This is a genomic window from Nocardioides sp. Z22_16, from assembly GCF_058134365.1.
In genome coordinates, this window is sequence record NZ_JBYTTI010000003.1 from 107,437 (window position 1) to 122,154 (window position 14,718).

General features: G+C 75.1%; 12 protein-coding genes. 4 read left to right on the forward strand and 8 right to left on the reverse strand.

The window, feature by feature from the left end; translation table 11 throughout:
- Nucleotides 1–8 precede the first annotated feature (8 nt).
- The gene (locus AC3X7R_RS08850) at nt 9–809 is read left to right on the forward strand and encodes an endonuclease/exonuclease/phosphatase family protein (protein ID WP_489965247.1); all 801 of its coding nucleotides are present in this window, start codon (nt 9–11) and stop codon (nt 807–809) included.
- Here the strand turns inward: AC3X7R_RS08850 and AC3X7R_RS08855 are convergent, their stop codons facing one another.
- From AC3X7R_RS08855 to AC3X7R_RS08875, 5 genes are read right to left on the reverse strand one after another with little or no spacing between them, the layout of a single operon-like run.
- Nucleotides 810–2,384 carry a glycosyltransferase family 2 protein gene (locus tag AC3X7R_RS08855; protein WP_489965248.1) on the reverse strand — a complete coding sequence of 525 codons (1,575 nt, stop codon included), beginning with the start codon at nt 2,382–2,384 and terminating at the stop codon, nt 810–812. It lies immediately after the preceding gene.
- Entirely contained in the window at nt 2,384–4,198 is a 1,815-nt protein-coding gene (locus AC3X7R_RS08860; protein ID WP_489965249.1) for a hypothetical protein, read from the reverse strand. The genes AC3X7R_RS08855 and AC3X7R_RS08860 overlap by 1 nt, the downstream gene beginning before the upstream one ends.
- Complete coding sequence (locus AC3X7R_RS08865; RefSeq protein ID WP_489965250.1) at nt 4,195–5,172, reverse strand: hypothetical protein; 978 nt, start codon at nt 5,170–5,172, stop codon at nt 4,195–4,197. Before AC3X7R_RS08865 ends, AC3X7R_RS08860 begins: the two co-directional genes overlap by 4 nt.
- The gene (locus AC3X7R_RS08870; RefSeq protein WP_489965252.1) at nt 5,162–6,229 is read right to left on the reverse strand and encodes a sulfotransferase family protein; all 1,068 of its coding nucleotides are present in this window, start codon (nt 6,227–6,229) and stop codon (nt 5,162–5,164) included. The genes AC3X7R_RS08865 and AC3X7R_RS08870 overlap by 11 nt, the downstream gene beginning before the upstream one ends.
- A gap of 37 nt (nt 6,230–6,266) precedes the next feature.
- The gene (locus AC3X7R_RS08875) at nt 6,267–7,634 is read right to left on the reverse strand and encodes a GH1 family beta-glucosidase (protein WP_489965253.1); all 1,368 of its coding nucleotides are present in this window, start codon (nt 7,632–7,634) and stop codon (nt 6,267–6,269) included.
- Between the two features lie 17 nt (nt 7,635–7,651).
- Between AC3X7R_RS08875 and AC3X7R_RS08880 the strand changes: the two genes are divergently transcribed.
- Nucleotides 7,652–8,359, forward strand: coding sequence for a pirin family protein (locus AC3X7R_RS08880; RefSeq protein WP_489965254.1), 708 nt, complete (start codon nt 7,652–7,654; stop codon nt 8,357–8,359).
- Here the strand turns inward: AC3X7R_RS08880 and AC3X7R_RS08885 are convergent.
- On the reverse strand, nt 8,319–9,266 hold the full coding sequence (locus AC3X7R_RS08885; protein WP_489965255.1) for a diacylglycerol/lipid kinase family protein: 948 nt from the start codon (nt 9,264–9,266) through the stop codon (nt 8,319–8,321). The genes AC3X7R_RS08880 and AC3X7R_RS08885 overlap by 41 nt on opposite strands.
- The gene (locus AC3X7R_RS08890) at nt 9,263–10,903 is read right to left on the reverse strand and encodes an FAD-binding oxidoreductase (protein ID WP_489965256.1); all 1,641 of its coding nucleotides are present in this window, start codon (nt 10,901–10,903) and stop codon (nt 9,263–9,265) included. The genes AC3X7R_RS08885 and AC3X7R_RS08890 overlap by 4 nt, the downstream gene beginning before the upstream one ends.
- Nucleotides 10,904–10,920: 17 nt before the next feature.
- Between AC3X7R_RS08890 and AC3X7R_RS08895 the strand changes: the two genes are divergently transcribed.
- Together AC3X7R_RS08895 and AC3X7R_RS08900 are read left to right on the forward strand one after the other, a co-directional pair.
- Entirely contained in the window at nt 10,921–11,529 is a 609-nt protein-coding gene (locus AC3X7R_RS08895; protein WP_489965258.1) for a TetR/AcrR family transcriptional regulator, read from the forward strand.
- Nucleotides 11,526–13,139: a glycerol-3-phosphate dehydrogenase/oxidase gene (locus AC3X7R_RS08900; protein WP_489965259.1), complete on the forward strand. Its 1,614-nt coding sequence runs from the start codon at nt 11,526–11,528 to the stop codon at nt 13,137–13,139. The genes AC3X7R_RS08895 and AC3X7R_RS08900 overlap by 4 nt, the downstream gene beginning before the upstream one ends.
- Here the strand turns inward: AC3X7R_RS08900 and AC3X7R_RS08905 are convergent.
- Nucleotides 13,118–14,587: an NAD-dependent succinate-semialdehyde dehydrogenase gene (locus tag AC3X7R_RS08905; RefSeq protein WP_489965260.1), complete on the reverse strand. Its 1,470-nt coding sequence runs from the start codon at nt 14,585–14,587 to the stop codon at nt 13,118–13,120. The two genes, AC3X7R_RS08900 and AC3X7R_RS08905, sit on opposite strands and share 22 nt — an antisense overlap.
- Between the last annotated feature and the right edge of the window lie 131 nt (nt 14,588–14,718).

Consider the following 14,718-nt stretch of genomic DNA (forward strand, 5'->3'; position numbering starts at 1 on the left):
TCCGGCTGGTGACCGCCAACGCCGCCGCCGGCCGCACCGGGGACGGCCCGCCCGACCTCGCGCCGTTCGCGGCGGCCGCGGCGGCGCTGGGCCCTGACGTCCTCGCGGTCCAGGAGGTCGACCACCTGCTGGCGCGCTCCGGGGACGTCGACCAGACCGGACTGCTGGCCCGCACGCTGGCGGCAGGCGGACCGGAGTGGCACGCCCGCTTCGCGGCGGCGGTCCACGGGACGCCGGGGAACGTGACCACGATGCGGTCCGCCCCCACCACCGACCTCGCGGAGCCGTCGTACGGCGTCGCGCTGCTGAGCCGGCACCCGGTGCAGGAGTGGTGGGAGCACCGGATGGCGCCGTCGTCGGTGAGGGTGCCGGTGCGCAAGCCCTCGTGGACCGACGAGGAGCACGTGGTGGTCGGCGACGAGCAGCGGGTCGCGCTGGCCGCCCGGGTCGCGGCGCCGAGCGGTCCGGTCACGGTGGTGACCACCCACCTCTCGTTCGTCCCGTGGCGGGCGGTGGGTCAGCTCCGCGAGCTGGTCGCCTGGGCCCGGGACCTGCCGCGCCCGCTGGTGCTGATGGGCGACCTCAACCTGCCGGCCGGCCTGGTCACCCGGTTGACCGGCTGGTCCCGGGTGCCCTCGGGTCCGACCTACCCGTCACCACGGCCGGTAGCCGCGCTCGACCACGTGCTGCTGCCGGCCGGCTCGCCGCTGCGGCCGGTCGCCGAGGCGACGACCCACCGGATGGCGGGCAGCGACCACCTGGGCGTGCGTGTGGACCTGCGTGTGGAGCTGGGCGCCGGGGGGCGCTGACTACCGGCGCCACCAGGGCCTGCGCCCCGCGTCGCCGCCGGGGGACGGCTCCGGGTCCGCCTCGCCGAGCAGGATGGCCCGCGACTCCTCCGGACTCATGGCGGGCTTCGGCTTCAGCACGAAGCGGGGGACCTCGCGCTCCGCGGTGGGCACGAAGCCGACCTGGGCGGCGTCGTAGGACCCCGTGCCGAAGGCCTGCTCCATCAGCTCGTCGCGGTCGTCGCCGACCTGCGCCACCCGCTCGACCCGGGCGACGGCGGCGATCCGCTCCAGCCGCGCCTCGGCGCCGTCGGGGTAGACGATGACGCGCCGGCCGTGGTGGGTGCGCTCCAGGTCGTCGAGGAGCGCCTGGAGTGCGTGCGGCAGCGGGGCGTGGGAGGTGTCGGGCAGGGTCAGCCGGAACTCCGCGTCGGTGGCGTCGGGCGTGCTCGGCGGCGACGCCCCCACCAGCCCGACCCGCGGCTCGGCGCGGTAGGAGCGGTGCACGATCCGCAGCTCCAGGGTGGGGTCCTCCACCGGCTGGGTGCGCTCCTCGTGCACCCGGCCCCACGGCCCGACGAGGAGCACCCGCAGGTCGGAGAACTCCGCGTCGAGCAGGGCGTCGACGCAGGCGATCACCTCGTCGGCGGCCTGCTCGACCGCGCAGTCGGTGAGCCGCTCGGCGACCGGCACCACGACCTCGACGTAGGGCACCTCGTAGCTGCGCCCGTGCTTGCGGCGCTTGGGCCGCATCGCCGGGACCAGGTTGGCCAGGTAGGGGTCGTTGTAGCGGTTGACCTGGTCGGCGCGGCGGAGCACCTGCGAGCGGCCCAGGTGCCACGACCTGGCCTCCCGCTCGACCACGAAGACGCCGCCCACCTGGGCCAGCTCGTGCCCCAGGGCCATGTCCTCGCCGAGCCGCAGCATCGGGTCGAAGCCGCGCGAGGCGCGGTAGAGGTCCCGGGTCACCGACCCGGTCATCCCGATGTGCACCCGCTGGGCGCGCGGACCGGCCTGGGTGAGGTCGCCGGTACGACGCCAGTACCCCTCCACCCACTTGTGCTCCTCGTGCGGCAGGCCGGGGAAGAAGTCACCCGCCTCGCCGGCGGCCACCCGGTCGCGCACCTGCGCGGGGTCGAGCGCGAAGAGCCACTCCGGGTCCACGAACCGCTTGTCGCCGCCCGGCACCGCGTAGTCGACGAGGTGGTGCCAGCGCATGTGCGCCTCCACCTCCTCGCGGTAGGGCAGCATGTCGGCGTCGTACCAGTGCAGGACGTCGCCGTCGCTGGCCTCGGCGCCCAGGTGGCAGGCGTTGGCCCGCCCCCAGCCGGCCTCCACCCGCACGATCCGGGTGTTCACCGGGCGCACCTCGGGCAGCTCCAGCGGCGGGGTGGACTGGTCGTCCACGACGACCACCTCGAGCAGGTGGGCCGGATAGCTCTGGCCGGCGAGACCGGCCAGCACGTAGGGCAGCGTCCGGTGGTAGTTGAAGGCGGGGACGACCACCGAGACCGACAGGCGCGGCTCCCACTCCCCCAGCCGCGGCGGGCTCAGGGAGCTGTAGTCGTTGTGCCGCACCACCGGCTGTCGTGGCATCAGTCGACTCCCCCGTCGGCTCCTGACTCCAGCTCGCTGCTCGGCCGGAAACCCGGCCACTCCGTGTCGATGATCTCCGGCCGCCGGAACTCGTCGTCGTCCCTCGTCCAGGTGTGGCCGTCGCCGACCCGGCGCAGCACGTAGCCCAGCCCGTGGGTCCGGTAGATGCGTCCCCCGGCCGCCTCCACGCCGCTGAGCAGCTGGGTGTCGACGAACCGGCGGACCCGGCGGAAGCCGCCGAGCGCACCGAGGAGCTCGCGCCCGAGCAGGGTGGTGCCGCCGGCCACGAACCGGTTGAAGAGCTCGGAGGGGTGGTTGCGCCGCACCGTCAGGTCGCGCTCCTGCAGGTAGACGAACTCGCTGGGCATCCCGACCACGTCGGCGCCGGAGAAGCGCCGTGCCATCAGCAGGTCGTGGACGGCGTTCGGGGAGTACCAGTCGTCGTCGTCGATCTTGAGCAGCAGCCCGGCGGAGGCGGCCGACGCGGCGGCGTTGAGCACGTCGCCGAAGAAGGCCTCCTCGGGGATCTCCAGGACCGTGGCCGGCACGTCGCCGAGCAGCTCGCGGACCCGGTCGCGGTCGGGGGAGAAGCCGTGGGCGGCGAGCACCAGCTCCACGTCCGCACCGCGCTGACGGGCGACCTGGCCGAGCACGAACTCCAGCTGGTGGGGCCGGCGGGTGGCGAGCAGGATGCTGACCGGCGGAAGAGCCGACCGGCTGCCCAGGCCCGCCGTGGCGGCCAGCTGCGCGCGCCAGACCAGCGTGGAGTGGGCGTCGAAGGCGGCGCGCCGCACCCGCAGCGCGTGCTCCTCGCGGGCCAGCGGGTCGTCGAGGTCGCCGGCGCCGTCGAGCGTGGCCCGCAGCACCGGGTCGAGCTGGGGAGCGTCGTGCGGCTGCTGGCCGGTGGCCAGCAGCGGGACGCCGGCCATCGCCAGCCGCAGCACCTGGGCGGCGTCGTCACGGGACAGGTCGACCCGGACGCCCTGGTGCGCGCGGGCTGTGGCGACCACGGCCTCGGTGACGCCGGACGGGCCGGGAGCGAGGTCGAAGAGGTCCACGACCGGCTTCTCCCACTGCTTGCGCCAGCCGATCGGGTTGAAGACCAGCTCGTCGACCGGGTCGAGCCCCGGGGAGCGGACCACGGTCGGGGCGCGGTCGATGACGTGGTGGCTGGCCGGCCCCGGCGTGCCCGACTCCACCGAGCCGGACGCCGCCGCGCCCGTCAGCACCACGTCGGGCGGCACGTCGCGTTCCGGGTCACCCGCCTCCGCAGGGTCGCCCAGGTGCAGCGCGCGCGGGTCGAGACCGGGCGCCGGCCCGCGGCCGGCGTAGGCCAGCAGGAGGCCGTGGTGGGTGGGGTCCGCCGCCGGGACGGACTGGCGTGCCAGCTCGGCGATCACCAGGTGGGCACCGACGGGCTCGGCGAAGCGAGCCACCGTGAGGTAGCCGGCCTGGTCCTGCTCGCCCTTCTCACCGTGCAGCGGCCGGGAGTGCAGGCTGGTCATCAGCGGCCACTCGCCGCGCGGGTGGAGCACCAGCGGCGCGCACCCCTCGGTGAGCCAGACCCCGACCGTCCGGCACTGGCCCAGCCGCGGCACCGCGGAGGCGGCGCGGCGCAGCGCCGCCCGGTCCGAGGCCACCAGCAGCACGGTCTTCCAGCCCCGCTTGACCGGCTGCCCGGGCTCGACCTGCGAGAGCGCGAGCAGCGAGCCCTCGAACCCGATGGGCAGCGCCGCCACGACGGGGTCGTCGCCGGCCACCACGAGTACCGGGGCAGGCGAGTTCGCGAAGAAGGAGTCGAGGGGGTGGGTCAACGGGGAGTCCTCTCACGCTGGGCTCGTTCACGCAGGGAGGCGGGCAGGCTGTGCCTGACCAGGGGGCGGGGGGCCTGGCGCAGCCAAGTGTGGGTCACGTGGTCGATCACGTGCACGCCGGGCGGGGCGGTCACCTTGGTGAGCCCGCCCAGCTCCTCGGCGCGGCCCTCCCGGATCGCCCGGTCGACCTCGAACTCGCGCAGCTTGCGGTAGAGCCGGGTGTGGGTGAAGTCGACCCCCTCGGTGCGCCAGTGGGCGTACTCGTCGGCGTCGAGCCACTTCACCTCCACCACCAGGCCCTGGGGCAGCACCACCCGCTCCACGTCGGGCGGGAACTCGCGCAGCTCCCAGTCGAACGCCTTCACGAAGGTGTACTCCGGACCCATCGGGTAGACCCAGGGCTCGAGGAAGCGCAGGCTCAGGTCGAGCCAGCCGGTGGAGTCGTCGACCACGGTGAGCGGGTGGCGGGGCATCGCGACGATCGCCTGCGTCGCCTGCAGCTGCCAGGAGAGGTCGGCCAGGATCTGCGACCCCTCGGGGGTGAGCACCATGTCGCCGTCCCACTTCATCGAGTAGGTGGTGCGGACGTGGCTGAAGGACCAGTTGTAGAAGTGGGTCAGGGAGTGCACCGAGGTGGCCGGGGTGGCGAGGTGCTCGCCGCCGGCGCGGGCGACGCGGTGCGGGTAGTCGAGCACGGTGAGCCTGGCCGCGGCCTCCGCGCCCCACTCCTCAGCGGCGATCCGGCGGGCCACGTCGGCGGTGCCGTCGTCGGAGCCGTTGTCGACCAGGAGCACGTGCTGCACCGCGGCCATGATCGGCGGCAGCACCCAGGGCAGGTTGCGCGCCTCGTTGCGGACCCGGAAGACGCAGGTCAGGCCGGGCTCCAGCGGGCGCGGCCGCCCCTGGTCGTCGTGCCAGGGCCAGTGCACGTCGTACTCCGGGAGGCCCTCCAGGCAGGCGATGTCAGCGGGCACGCCCCATCGCCTTCCGGATCGTGCGCCGCGCGGAGGCCGGCACCATCGCCCGCACCCGGTGCGGCACCCGGTCGAGCCCGCCGCCGGACTGCTCGGCGCGGCCCTCCTCGCGCCCCTGGCGCACCCCCTCGCGGCGGGCGGCCAGCACGCTGGAGGCGGCGAACGCCTCGGCCTCCTCGTACTGCTCGGCGTAGGCGCTGCGCAGCTGGTCGCAGGCCTGGTGCGCCGCGGTCGTGTCCCCGCCGGGGTCGGCCATCCGGTCGAGCACGTGCCAGGTCTCGTCGGCGAGCTCGCGGAGCCGCGCCGGCACCTGGACGTCGTCCCAGGTCAGCGTCACCCGGCGCAGCGAGGGGTCGATGAAGGAGTGCACCGCGGCGATGTCGGTGGCCATCGCCGTCTTGACCGCGTGCAGGTCGAAGGCCTCCCCGAGGGCGAAGACCGGCACGGTCCAGTCGGCCAGCATGTCGGCGTACCGGACGAAGGCCCGCTGCTCACCCCGGGTGGCCCGCTCGGTGCCGAGCATCATGTTGATCCAGGCCGCGGTGCGGGTGACGCCGCCCTGCCGGGCGTCGTAGTACTTCTGCTTGCTGCCGACGACCTCGGTGACCGGCCGCAGCATCGTGACGTAGGAGGTGGTGGCGCCGTTGCGCTCGGCCGCGGCACGCCACAGACCCAGGAACCAGGCGGCGCGCGGGTCCTTGAGCACCAGCTCCTCGGCGCCGCCCGACGAGGCGTCGAGCTGCTCGGCGAGCCAGCCGGTGACCCGCTCGCGGACGGCGTGGTCGGCGCTGACCTTGCCGGCGTCGAGCCAGGCCCGGGGCCGGGCGTCGGAGACCTGCACCCCCGAGCGGCGCAGCAGCTCGTCGTGGAGGTCCACCAGCCACTGCGGCTCCCCGAACCCCTTGGGGTTGGTGGTGTCCGCGGCCACCTCGGGCTGCGGCACGTGCAGGCCCAGGGTGCGCAGGGTGCCGGCCATCGTGCTGGTGCCGCTGCGCCCCGAGCCGACGACGTAGACGACGCGACGGGGGCTGCTCGGCGCACTCGGCTCGGCACTCATGCGGGTCAGCGTAGTGGCCCGGTCGGGCGGACCCGCGTCACCGGTCGACGGGCTGGGAGGCGATCATGTCGGCGTACCAGCGGAACGAGCGCTTCGGCGTGCGCTGCTGGGTCTCGAAGTCGACGTGCACCAGCCCGAAGCGGCGCTCCAGGCCCTTGGCCCACTCGAAGCAGTCGAGCAGCGACCAGGCGTAGAAGGCGCGGACGTCGACCCCGCGGTTGACCGCCTCCGAGACGGCGCGCAGGTGGGCGTCGTAGAAGTCGATCCGCGACTGGTCGTCGACCACGCCGTCCTCGTCGGGACCCAGGTCGTAGGCGCAGCCGGCCTCGGTGATGAAGATCGGCGGCAGCGCGGCCCGGTAGCGGGCGCGGAAGACGATGAGCCACTCGCGCAGCGCGTCCGGCACCACCGGGGAGCCGGCGTCGGTGCGCGGGTAGCCGACGACGTCGAGGAACTCGAAGGGGTTCTCCTGCTCCTCGGGGGCGGCGGCGATGCGCAGCGGGTAGTAGTAGTTGACGCCGTAGAAGTCGAGCGGCTGGCGGATGGTGGCCATGTCGCCGGGCTCGACGACGTCGTCCATCAGCGGCGCCAGGTCCACCGGGTAGCGGCCCAGCAGCATCGGCTCCAGGAAGAGCCCGTTCCACATCTGGTCGAAGATCTTGCTCATCCCGGTGTCGGCCACGTCGTCGCTGGCCGGCCAGATCGGGGCGTGGTTGTTGGCGCAGCCGACGCTCTGCGCGCCCGCGGCCCGCAGCGCGGAGGCGGCCCCGCCGTGGGCCAGGAGCAGGTGGTGGGCGACCGGGAGCGAGTCGAAGAGCAGCCCCTTGCCGGGGGCGTGACGGGTGTCGGCGTAGCCGAGCATGGTGACCACGTTGGGGTCGTTGATCGGCACCCAGTGGGTGACCCGGTCGACGAGGCGCTCGGCCACCACGGCGGCGTACTCGGCGAACCTGTCGGCGGTCGCCCGGTTGAGCCACCCGCCGTCGTCCTCCAGGCTCTGGGGCAGGTCGTAGTGGTAGAGCGTCGCCATCGGCGAGAGGCCCTGCTCCAGCAGGGTGTCGACGAGGCGGTCGTAGAAGTCCAGGCCGGCGGCGTTGACCCGCCCGGAGCCGGTGGGCAGCACCCGCGGCCACGAGACGGAGAAGCGGTAGCCCGGGGCGCCCAGCTCACCGAGGAGCGCGGCGTCCTCGACGACCCGGTGGTAGTGGTCGCTGGCCACGTCGCCCGTGCTGCCGTCGGCCACGTGGCCCGGCTGGTGGGTCCAGGTGTCCCAGACGCTCGGCCCGCGGCCGTCCTCGAAGACGGCCCCCTCGTGCTGGTAGGCGGCGGTGGCGGTCCCGAAGTGGAACCCGGCTGGCAACAGGGGGAACTCCCCCGACCCCCGGTTTTGGTTGGGACTGGTCACCCAGAGACGATATCGGCATGCAGATGAGCGTGTACGCCGGATCCGAAAGGTTCGCCTCCCGGCAACCCGACCGCGTCACCCATCACTCGTTCTCCTTCGGGGAGTTCTACGACCCCGACAACGTCGCCTTCGGCCCGCTGACCGCCCACAACGACCACCACCTCGCCTGGGGCGCCGGCTACCCCGACCACGCGCACTCCGACGTCGAGCTGGTCACCTGGGTGCTCCACGGCACCCTGGTCCACACCGACTCCCTCGGCAACACCTCCGCCCTGCCGGCCGGCACCGTGCAGGTGCAGTCGGCCGGCACCGGGATCACCCACGCCGAGCTCGCCGACACCGCCGCCCAGCCGACCCGCTTCGTGCAGTCGTGGCTGCGCCCCGACGAGCCGGGCGAGCCGCCCGCCCGCTTCACCGCCGCCGGCCTGGCGGGCCCGGGACTGGTCGCCGTCGCCGGCGAGGGAGCGCAGCTGCCGATCGGCACCCGCGGCGCCACCCTGTGGATCGGCCGGCTGCCCGCCGACACCGACCACGGGCTGCCGGTCAGCCCGCGCCACCACCTCTTCGTGGCCTCCGGCTCGGTCCGGCTGCTGCTGCCCGAGGGCGAGCCGACGCTCCTGGAGCCGGGCGACGCGGCCCGGCTGTGGGAGGCCGAGGACGAGCCCGACCTGGCGGTGGAGGCGGTCACCGACTCCGAGATCCTGCTCTGGACCCTGCCGGCCTGAGCAGCTCCAGCGCCTGCGGCCTGACCTCGACCCGCAGCAGCTCGGCGTGGCCGGGGTCCAGGGTGCCGAGCGGCTCACCGTCGCCGCCCAGCGGCACCCCGCCCGGGACGTCGGCGGAGAGCTCCACCCGAACCCCGCGCAGCACCGTGACCTCCGGGAGCCTGACGTGCGCGCCGTCGTAGACCTTGGGCAGGGACCGGATCAGCTGCCACCGTGAGGCGGCCTCGATCACCACCACGTCGAGCAGGCCGTCGTCGACCACGGAGCCGGGCGAGATCAGCATGCCGCTGCCGTAGTAGCCGGAGTTGGCCACCACCACCGTGGCGGCCCGGAACTCGTGGAGCTCCCCGTCGACGCGGACCCGGTGGTGCACCGGGGTGTACGACGCGAGCGCCCGGACGGCGGCCAGCGGGTACTGCGCGCGGCGTGGGACGCGGGTCATCGCGGCCACGTGGGCCGCGGCCCGGGCGTCGACCCCGGCGTAGACCGAGCCCGCGACGACCCGCCGCCCCTCGGGGCCGCAGACCTCCAGCAGATCGACGTGGCGGGCGGGGGCGTGCAGCAGGACCTCGGCGACCGCGGCGGCGTCCGAGGGGAGCCCGACCATCCGGGCGAAGTCGTTGCCGCGACCGACCGGGACGATCCCCAGGGTGCCGCCGGCGTCTGCCACCGGTCCGGCCACGTGGGAGAGCATCCCGTCGCCGCCGACGGCCACCACCACGTCGCCGCGGGTCACCGCGGCGGCGACCAGCGCGCCGGTCGCCTCGGGGCCGGGCGAGTAGGTGACCTCCACCGTGGCCCCGGCCGCGCGGAGCAGGCCCGCGACCGGGAGCACGGCGGCGGGGGCCGCCCCGCCACCGGCCGCCGGGTTGACCAGCAGGCTGAAGCCGCGCCGCGCCCCGCTCACGGGAGCAGCACGCCCGGGTTGAGGATGCCGGCCGGGTCGAGGGCGTCCTTGACGGCGCGCAGCGCCCGCACCCCGACCTCGCCCACCTCGTCGGCCAGCCAGGGCCGGTGGTCGGCGCCGACGGCGTGGTGGTGGGTGATCGTCGCGGCAGCCGCCACCATCGCGTCGGTGGCCCGCTCCTTGGCCGCCTGCCACTGGGCCAGCGGGTCCTCGCCCTGGCGGACGGCGACGGTGAAGTAGAGGGAGGCGCCGGTCTCGTAGACGTGGGAGACGTGGCAGAGCACCAGCGTGCCCTCGCCCAGCGCCTCGGTCAGCGCGGTGCGGACGGCGTCGTGGACCGCGCCGACGCGCGACCAGAAGGTCGCGGTCTCCAAGGTCTCGACCAGCACCCCGGCGTCGAGGAGCGAGTCGCGCAGGTAGGGCGCGTCGAACCGGCCCCGGGCCCACCGCTCGCCGGGCTCGGGCCCCGCCGGCGCCCCGCCGAGCTCCTCGGCGAGCCGGGAGAGCAGCGCGGTGACGGCGGTGCGGCGCGCCGCGACGGAGTCGGCCGTCCCCTCCAGCCCGACCACCATCAGGCACCCGCCGCTCCCCCCGTCGCCGGTGCCGGTCCCGACCGACGCGGGGTCGGCGAGGTTGATCGCGGTCTCGGCCTCGTCGGAGAGCCGGAGGACGGTGGGGGCGAGCCCGGCCTGCACGAGTCGGCGCATCGCCTCGGTGCCGGCGGCGAACGACGGCCAGTGCCACCCCTCGTACTCCTTGACCTCGGGCACCGGGCGGACCCGGACGGTGAGCGAGGTGATCACTCCCAGGGTGCCCTCGGAGCCCAGGACCAGCTGGCGCAGGTCGGGCCCGGCGGCGCTCGCCGGGGCGACCCCGAGCGTGAGCGGACCCGTGGGGGTGATCGCGGTGAGGCCGACGACCAGGGAGTCGAAGCGGCCGTACCCGGCCGAGGACTGGCCCGAGGAGCGGGTGGCGGCGAACCCGCCGAGGGAGGCGTGCTCGAAGCTCTGCGGGAAGTGGCCGATCGTCAGGCCGTGCGCGGCGAGCCGCGCCTCGGCCTCGGGGCCGCGCAGGCCGGGCTCCAGGGTGGCGGTCATCGAGACCGGGTCGACGTCGAGCACGCGGTTCATCCTGGCCAGGTCCAGGGAGAGGGCGGCCACCAGGGGGCCTCCGGGAGCCGCGTCGAGGTCGGCGACCAGGCCGCCGGTCACGCTGGTGCCGCCACCGAAGGGCACCACGGCCACCCGCCGCCTCCCGGCCCAGGCCAGCACGGCGGCCACCTGGTCGGCGTCGGCCGGGCGGACGACGGCGTCCGGCGCCTCCTCGAAGCGGCCGAGCCTGGCCTTGAGCAGGTCGGGGGTCGACTTGCCACGGGTGCGCAGCCGGCGGGTGGCGTCGTCGAGCAGCACGTGCTCGGCGCCCACGAGTGCCCGCAGTTCGGCCACCTGGGTGTGGTCGAGGCGCACCGGTGGGAGGATCGCGGCGTCGGCCCCCGGGTCCGCGCTGGTGCGGTCCTGGTGGCCGAAGGCGAGCTCCACGAGCGCGCGGGCGGAGTCCGGCAGCCCGGCGGCCCGGGCGGGGTCACCCCACCGTGTGGGATGCATCTCACTGGCGCCGACGGGCGGGGGCTGTGTCATGTGACACAATGTGACACATGACGTCACTCCGTCACAACGGGCGACTGGAGGCCGTGCTGGCGCGCGCCGCCGGGCTGGACCCGCGGCACGACCCCTACCTCGACGCCGCGCGTGACTGCATCCTCGACGTCGGGTGGCGGCGTACGACGCTCACCGAGGTCGCCCGCCGGGCCGGGGTGAGCCGGATGACGATCTATCGGGCGTGGCCCGACATGCAGGCGCTGATGGGCGACCTGATGACCCGCGAGTGGGGCGGCGTGGTGGCCGCCGGGGTGCGGACCGGCACCATCGCCGACGGCGTGATCGAGGTGGTGCGCCAGCTGCGCGACAACGAGCTCTTCACCCGCATCGTCGAGCTCGACCCCGAGCTGCTCCTGCCCTACCTGCTCGCCCGCCGCGGCCGCAGCCAGCAGGCGATCCTGGAGTCGCTGAGCGCCCGGATCGCCGAGCAGCAGGCGACCGGCGAGGTCCGCGCCGGCGACCCCCAGGCGATGGCCGGCGCCCTGCTGCTGATGGGCCACGGGTTCGTGCTGAGCCTGCACACGATGGTCGACGACGACGGCACCACGGAGGCGGGGATCCTCGAGGAGCTGCACACCATGGTCACCCGCCACCTGGCACCGTGAACCCGGCCGGCCGCCTCGGCCACGGCACCGCCGGCCTGCCCGAGCGGGTCGACGTGCTGGTCGTCGGCCTCGGGGTCACCGGCGCGGGGTGCGCCCTGGACGCCGCCAGCCGCGGCCTGACCGTGCTCGCGGTCGACGCCCACGACGTCGCCTTCGGCACGTCGCGCTGGTCGTCCAAGCTGGTCCACGGGGGCCTGCGCTACCTGGCCCGCGGGCAGGTCGGCGTCGCCCACGAGAGCGCCGTGGAGCGCGGCATCCTGATGGAGACCACCGCCCCGCACCTCACCACCCCGATGCCGATGCTGATCCCGGTGACCACCGGGACCCCGCGCCTCCAGGAGCGGCTCAGCCGGCTGGGCCTGGCCGCGGGCGACCTGCTGCGCCGCGGCGCCCGCACCGGGCGCGAGACGCTCCCCTCCCCGCGGCGGCTGACGGCGACCGAGACCGCCGCCCTGGCCCCCGGCCTGCGCGCCGACGGGCTCCGCGGTGGGCTCTTGTCCTGGGACGGGCGGCTCGAGGACGACGCCCGTCTCGTGGTGACCCTGGCCCGGACCGCCGCCCAGCACGGCGCGGTGGTGCGGAGCCGGGTGCGGGTCGCCGAGGTCGCCGAGGGCGACGGCTCCGGGGCCGACGGCGCCGTGGCGGCGCGGCTGGTCGACGCCGTCACCGGGGAGCACCGGACCGTGCGGGCCGGCGCCGTGGTCAACGCCACCGGCGTCTGGGCCGCCACGCTGGCTCCCGACGTGCGGCTCCGGCCCAGCCGCGGCAGCCACCTGGTGCTCCGTGGCGAGACGCTGCCCGGGCTCTCCGCGGCGGTCACCGTGCCGGTGCCCGGCAGCCTCAACCGCTTCGTCCTGGTGCTGCCCCAGCCCGACGGCACCGTCTACGTGGGGCTCACCGACGAGCCGGTCGAGGGGCCGGTGCCCGACGTGCCGGAGCCCACCGAGGCGGAGATCGGCTTCCTGCTCGACGTGGTCTCGGCGGCGTTCGTCCGGCCGCTGCGCCGCGAGGACGTGGTGGGCGCCTTCGCCGGGCTGCGCCCGCTGCTGGAGGTGGGCGAGGCCGGGGCCGGCGCCACCGCGGACCTCTCCCGCCGCCACGCCGTGCTGACCGGACCGGGGGAGGACGGCCGGGTGGTGACGGTGGTCGGCGGGAAGCTCACCACCTACCGGCGGATGGCCGAGGACGCGGTCGACGCCGCCGTCCGGGTCGGCGGGCTGACGGCCGGGTCGTGCAGCACCCGGACGCTGCCGCTCGCGGGCGCCGCCCCGCGGGCGGAGCTGGCGCGGCTGGAGTCACCGGCCCGGCTGGTACGCCGCTTCGGCACCGACGCCGGGCTGGTGCTGGCCACCGCGCGGGCGGTCACCGGCCTGGGCGACGAGGAGCTGCTCGCGCCGGCCTCCGCGGCGGTGCCGGTGACCCTGGCCGAGCTGGTCTTCGGGATCACCCACGAGGGCGCCGTCGACGTCGACGACCTGCTCGACCGGCGCACCCGGGTGGGGTTGGTGCCCGCCGACCGGGCCGTCGCGGTGCCGCTGGCCGAGCGCGCGCTGGCCCTGGTGGCCGCAGCCGGGGACCGGGAGGACGGTCAGCGGGGGATGGCCACGTAGGTGGTGTCGAGGTACTCCTCGATCCCCTCGAAGCCGCCCTCGCGCCCGAAGCCGCTGGACTTGACGCCCCCGAAGGGGGCCGCGGCGTTGGAGACGATCCCGGTGTTGAGCCCGACCATCCCGAAGGCGAGCGCCTCGCTGACCCGCAGCGAGCGGTCCAGGTCGCGGGTCCAGACGTAGGCGACCAGCCCGTACTCGCTGGAGTTGGCCGCGGTCACCGCCTCCTCCTCGGTGCTGAACCGGGAGACGGGGGCGACCGGGCCGAAGATCTCCTGCCGGTTGATCTCGGCCTCCGCCGGCACGTCGACCAGCACCGTCGGGGGGTAGAACCAGCCGGGCCCCGCCAGCGGGCTGCCGCCGGTGAGCACCTTGGCGCCGTCGTGGACCGCGTCGGTGACCAGCTGACCGACCGACTCCAGGGCGTCCTGGTCGATGAGCGGCCCGACGTCGACGCCGTCGTCCTGGCCGCGGCCGACGGTGAGCGCGCCCATCCGCGCGGCCAGCCGCTCGGCGAACTCCTCGGCGACGGAGTCGTGGACCAGGAAGCGGTTGGCCGCGGTGCAGGCCTCCCCCATGTTGCGCATCTTGGCCAGCATCGCGCCCTCCACCGCGGCGTCGAGGTCGGCGTCCTCGAAGACCACGAACGGCGCGTTGCCGCCCAGCTCCATCGAGACGCGCTGCAGGTGCTCGGCCGACTGGCCGACCAGACCGCGGCCCACCGGGGTGGAGCCGGTGAAGCTGACCTTGCGCAGCCGCTCGTCGCCCATCAGCGCCGCGCCCACCTCGCGGGAGGAGGTCGTGGTGACGATGTTGACCACGCCCGGCGGGACGCCGACCTCCTGGAGCACCTGGGCCAGCAGCAGCATGGTCAGCGGGGTCTGGCTGGCCGGCTTGACCACGCAGGTGCAGCCGGCGGCGAGCGCGGCGCCGATCTTGCGGGTGCCCATCGCCAGCGGGAAATTCCAGGGGGTGATCATCAGGCAGGGGCCGACCGGCTTCTTCATCGTCAGCATCCGGCTGCCGCCCGCCGGGTTGTCCATCCAGCGGCCGTGGACCCGGACCGCCTCCTCGGAGAACCAGCGCAGGAACTCCGACCCGTAGGCCACCTCGCCCTTCGCCTCGGCCAGCGGCTTGCCCATCTCCAGGCTCATCACCCGGGCGAAGTCGTCGGTGCGCGCCACCACCATGTCGTACGCCGCCCGGAGCAGCTCGCCCCGCTCGCGCGAGGGGGTGGCGGCCCAGGCGGCCTGCGCGCCGGCGGCCGCGTCGAGGGCCTCCAGGGCCTCACCGGTCCCGCCGTCCGCGACCCGCGCCAGCACCGAGCCGTCGGCCGGGTCCAGCACCTCGAAGGTGGCGCCGTCGTCGGCGTCGCGCCACGTCCCGTCGATGAGGAGACGGGTCTCCACGCCCGTCAGGTCGTCGGTGGTTCCGGGCTGCTGCTGCGACATCTTGATCTCCTGGTCCGGACACGTCGGTAAAACCTTCTGTACCACTGCGACGGGCGGGGAGGCCACAGGTAGGGTCCTCCCAGACCCCGTGCTGACCCCATGCAGCACGGGGTCTTTTCCAATCCCTGGCA

What these genes read in the sequence shown, in the direction of transcription:
- AC3X7R_RS08855 (WP_489965248.1), bottom strand. Translation starts at nt 2,384, where the DNA reads ATGCCACGACAGCCGGTGGTGCGGCACAACGACTACAGCTCCCTGAGC.
- AC3X7R_RS08895 (WP_489965258.1), top strand. Translation starts at nt 10,921, where the DNA reads ATGACGTCACTCCGTCACAACGGGCGACTGGAGGCCGTGCTGGCGCGC.
- AC3X7R_RS08905 (WP_489965260.1), bottom strand. Translation starts at nt 14,587, where the DNA reads ATGTCGCAGCAGCAGCCCGGAACCACCGACGACCTGACGGGCGTGGAG.
- AC3X7R_RS08890 (WP_489965256.1), bottom strand. Translation starts at nt 10,903, where the DNA reads ATGACACAGCCCCCGCCCGTCGGCGCCAGTGAGATGCATCCCACACGG.
- AC3X7R_RS08870 (WP_489965252.1), bottom strand. Translation starts at nt 6,229, where the DNA reads ATGAGTGCCGAGCCGAGTGCGCCGAGCAGCCCCCGTCGCGTCGTCTAC.
- AC3X7R_RS08880 (WP_489965254.1), top strand. Translation starts at nt 7,652, where the DNA reads ATGCAGATGAGCGTGTACGCCGGATCCGAAAGGTTCGCCTCCCGGCAA.